The 4,301-nt window shown below is 45.4% G+C and carries 1 protein-coding gene and 1 pseudogene; both read left to right on the forward strand.

Annotation, left to right across the window (positions count from 1 at the left end):
- Positions 1 to 514: pseudogene (locus CWO08_RS23625) on the forward strand (hypothetical protein); the annotation flags it as partial.
- A 1,211-nt stretch (positions 515 to 1,725) separates the two neighbouring features.
- On the forward strand, positions 1,726 to 4,301 hold a 2,576-nt coding region (locus tag CWO08_RS23630; RefSeq protein WP_108021217.1), incomplete at its 3' end, for a hypothetical protein.

Consider the following 4,301-nt stretch of genomic DNA (forward strand, 5'->3'; position numbering starts at 1 on the left):
CCTCACCTGTCTAGTGGATGCGGGCACTTATTTAGATAAGTTGGATGGTATCGGCATTAACTTGCAGGTGAGTATGGATATCTCTGGTGAAGAGGTGACCCCAGCTTACTTGACGTACGGTGGCAACAACTACATGCGTAGTCGTACACCGGGCTCGTTAACCGATGGCGAGACGGGCATCAAAGATGAGTTGGTGTCGTACTCTACGCGCTTCTGGGATGTATCGAATGGTAACTTCTTTGCTAAAGACAGCTATCGTCAGCAAATGAAGGCCAACATCATGACAGACGAAGAGAGTCAGTCGGCGTTTTTGAACCCAACGTATGCCTTTAAAGAGAGAAGTGTCGCGGCTTCAGGTTGGAGATTGTCCGTGAAGCTGGGTGACCGATACGGTGAGATAGTAGACCTTGAAGGTTTGGATGATATAGAGCTTATTATTAAGCACCGATACTACTCCCGCAATGCAGAGACGTGTGGCGGAGGAGACTCAGGCCCACTGATCTTGCTAAGGTAACCAACAATAGAGCCTCATGATGTCATGAGGCTCTTTTATTTGTCATTAAAGAAAACCTTGTTGTGAGATTGAATTTAAAAATTGAGGTTGAGTATTTGTGTCTTGAACTAATAAATTACTTGTAGCTATCTTTTTGTTCTAATTGTTAATTACCCTAATAAAAAATAAATGTGGTTCGTTCATGTTATTAGAGAGCCTTTTATTGTGTTGATTGTCACTTAAATTAAAGGTAAATGCTACTTTCCTCTGTGTAATGATAAGCATTTTTTATAGTTATTGAATATTAATTAATTATTATAGATACTAATTAAACTATTAGTTTTTAGCTAATGAATGAATGAATGAATGAATGAATGAATGTTAAGTTACAGTGCGTGCGTACTGAATAAATGGAACTAATCCAGTAATAACAGCGGTGGTTAACTCCCACCTTATTTATCTCCACATAAAAAAGAAAAATAATGAAATATACTAAACGCAGTTTGGTAGGGCTTTTTACGCTCTCAATAATGCAGTCGGGTGTGGTCCAGGCCTCCAATAATGCGCCTTATCCATTTGGTGAGGAGTTTGTTTACCATACTTGCCCTTCAGGGTTTGATAAACAAGGACTAAGTTGTACAAAAAAAATCACAAAACCAGTTTTGGTTAAATGTGATAGTGGTTATAACCTGAGTTCCAACAAGCAAAGCTGTACGAAAAGCCTTTCTAAAAGTGTTACCTACTCCTGTCCATCTGGTTATCGAATGGAAAGTGCGTCTTGTCTTCGCGTCGTTACGGAGAAAGATTATGCTGAACCATTTTATCCAGGACCTTACATGCCAATAGATAAAAGTAAAATGTCAAAATACACGATTGGCGCAAATGGACCATCGAGTATTTACTGGAAAGGAAAAAAAATACTTGAGCGATACCGTTTTAGTGATTTGACTTATAGCCATACCGACTCTTGGGTTTATAAAGCTGGTAGCCAGAAATATAGAGGCTGTAGCACTCAAGCTTGTCGAGTTGACTATGAGGTCATTCGGACTAAGAGTTTGTACAGTTCACGGACAAGTCATTGCCCTAGTGGGTACAGAAAAGCTGGTAGTACATGCCATAAAACCTTGACTAAGCCCGTCGTTAAGTATTGCTCTGAGGGACAACTAAATAGCAATCATTGTTCCGTTACTTTATCTCAGTTAGCTTCAAGACGTTCACCTGTCGAAGAGACAATGGCGACGCTTTACCCACGTTATTCTAATAACGCTGCCCAACAAAACGCCGCCGCATTCCGCTACCTCGATAACATGTTTACCTTAGACCCAAAGCTAGGCGAGATTGTGTCTACGATGAGCTCTGAGAGACTGAGCCAAGATTTTTCTAAGCTATGGGCCAATGCGGAAAAGTCGACAGCCGATAATGCCATTGAGGTGGTGGAGGGCTTTGCAGCACTGCAGCCGGATTTACCTTACCTTAAAGAGATACTGTTTGATATTTACTACGACCGTGCGGCTGCCGAATTTATTTTAGCGAACCGTTCGATTGACCAAGCTCGAATCGATTGGGTTAATGATGCAGACGTCTCGGTCGCTAGCCTTGAGCGAAGCCGTCAAAACGCCGTTGATATTTTACAGCGCAGCTTGAATGAGTACTGGTCGCTTATCGATAACCACCCACAAGCGTATGCGACACAGTTACCGCATCGTGACTTACAGAGTGCGCGATACCTTAATGGCCAAGGCCAACATTCTCCTATCTTTGAAGGCGAAGCCTTGGTAGTGGGATACAAAGACGCCCTGCTGGTGTATCAAATGATGAACACTCTGCTTGAGCAACAAGTTCACCTGAGCAAGCTCAAAGCGGTGTACGCGAATACCGATACCATGCAAGCGTTAGCGGCAGAAGCGCAAACTCTGCTTAACAGTGTGACGTCGAAAGCCACGCAGCTTGAGCAGCTATTGGGCAGCGATGCGCCAGTGAACGCCATGCTGGCTACAGAGCAGGCGAAACTCAACAGCCTTACGATGAAACTGGGCTCGGTGATTCAGTGGTTAAAAGGCGAGGGTAACTACTTAGGGCTTCCGGATGATTTTGTTCTGTTCCTGCAAGGGTTCAAAGACAAAGGCAACACCGTTTATGACTCATTTGATGCGATTAAAACGTTACTCAAAGGCAGCGCGTATGACGTAGTACCGTCGGCAGAGAAAGCGCTGCAAGAGGCGAAAAACGCAAACACGAACTACCGCTACCAACGCGACCAGTTCAGACAGACCTTTGCTAATGAGCAGCAAGCGCTGAATAACCAGCTGTTTAAACTGCTGGGTTGTACGGTAGGACAAGGCGATAACCTGTGCGCGAGCCAGACGCAAGCGCAGAGAAAAGGCAGCTTAATCGCCCAACAGCAACAAAGCATTAAAGCGGCGACGCTAGGCGTCGAGCGAGCACAGAAAGCCCGTAAGACTATCGAAGGCAACATCACCATTGAGATGGAGCGTCTTGAGCAAGAGAAGCAAGTTCATGATGCGATTGATAAAATCATGGTGCAGTTTGGTCAGAATGAGTTGTCGTTGAGCCAGTTGCTTGAAGCGAAACGAGATGCGGAACGCAATGGTTCCTCGTCAGGCAACGCTTATGTCGATATTAGTGAGTTACTGAAACAGGACGATTTAGACACGCTGGATGACTTTGTTAGCGAAGCGGGCAACGTCGATTTATCCGCAGTGCAAGCGGCGTTGGCTAGCTTAAAGGAAGACCTGAAAGACGTGCCGCGTGATGACGCTATTGAGTACACACAAACTTTGGCAGTGTTAGAGCGTGCGACAATCCGAGGTCTTGAGCGCGGTTTACTTGACGTGAATTCTAAGGCGCGCATTAAAGCGCTCATGTTAGAGCTCAAAGCGGCTGAAGTGGACATCGCGAAGTCGATGAGCTACCTGGCTTATGAAGTGGAAAGGCTGGCAGGGTTCACTGCAGAAGCTGAGCGACTGATTGCGCAGTTGGGTGAAAATCAGCAACAACAGGCAGACCGTTATTATGCTAACCCAGTGCATTACAGCGTACTGACAAAAGAGGCCTTGAACGCTGAGTTAGCGTTTGCAGAGCTGCAAGAGTGGATGTTCTATGCCGTTCAAGCGTTGGAGTACAAGTGGCAAGAAGCCTTTGTTGCGCCAGATAAAGGGTTCAATCGCGCGTCAGTTTTTAAAATTCAAACAATCCCGCAGTTGGTTGAATACTTTAAAGCGTTACAGAGTTTTGATGACATTCGTAATCTGAGAACAAGCCAAGAGGCGACGGATACTCTGTCGGTGAAAAAGCATATTTTCGGTTATGTGGACAAGCTTCGCGGTAAAACGATGTGGTACCCGGCCTTAGATGGCAGCGGTGAGATGTTGACGGCGGATGAAGCGTTTAAAGCTAAGTTAGCGCAATTGACTCAACGTATAGGGCAAGACCAATGGCTAACGATAGAGTTCAGTACGGTGAAAGAGCTACCACGCTCGAACTTCTTCCAAGGGCCAGTGGTTGCAGACAACGATGACCTCACCTGTCTAGTGGATGCGGGCACTTATTTAGATAAGTTGGATGGTATCGGCATTAACTTGCAGGTGAGTATGGATATCTCTGGTGAAGAGGTGACCCCAGCTTACTTGACGTACGGTGGCAACAACTACATGCGTAGTCGTACACCGGGCTCGTTAACCGATGGCGAGACGGGCATCAAAGATGAGTTGGTGTCGTACTCTACGCGCTTCTGGGATGTATCGAATGGTAACTTCTTTGCTAAAGACAGCTATCGTCAGCAAATGAA

The organism is Vibrio sp. 10N.286.48.B8 (genome assembly GCF_003050085.1).
Lineage (GTDB): Bacteria > Pseudomonadota > Gammaproteobacteria > Enterobacterales > Vibrionaceae > Vibrio > Vibrio crassostreae.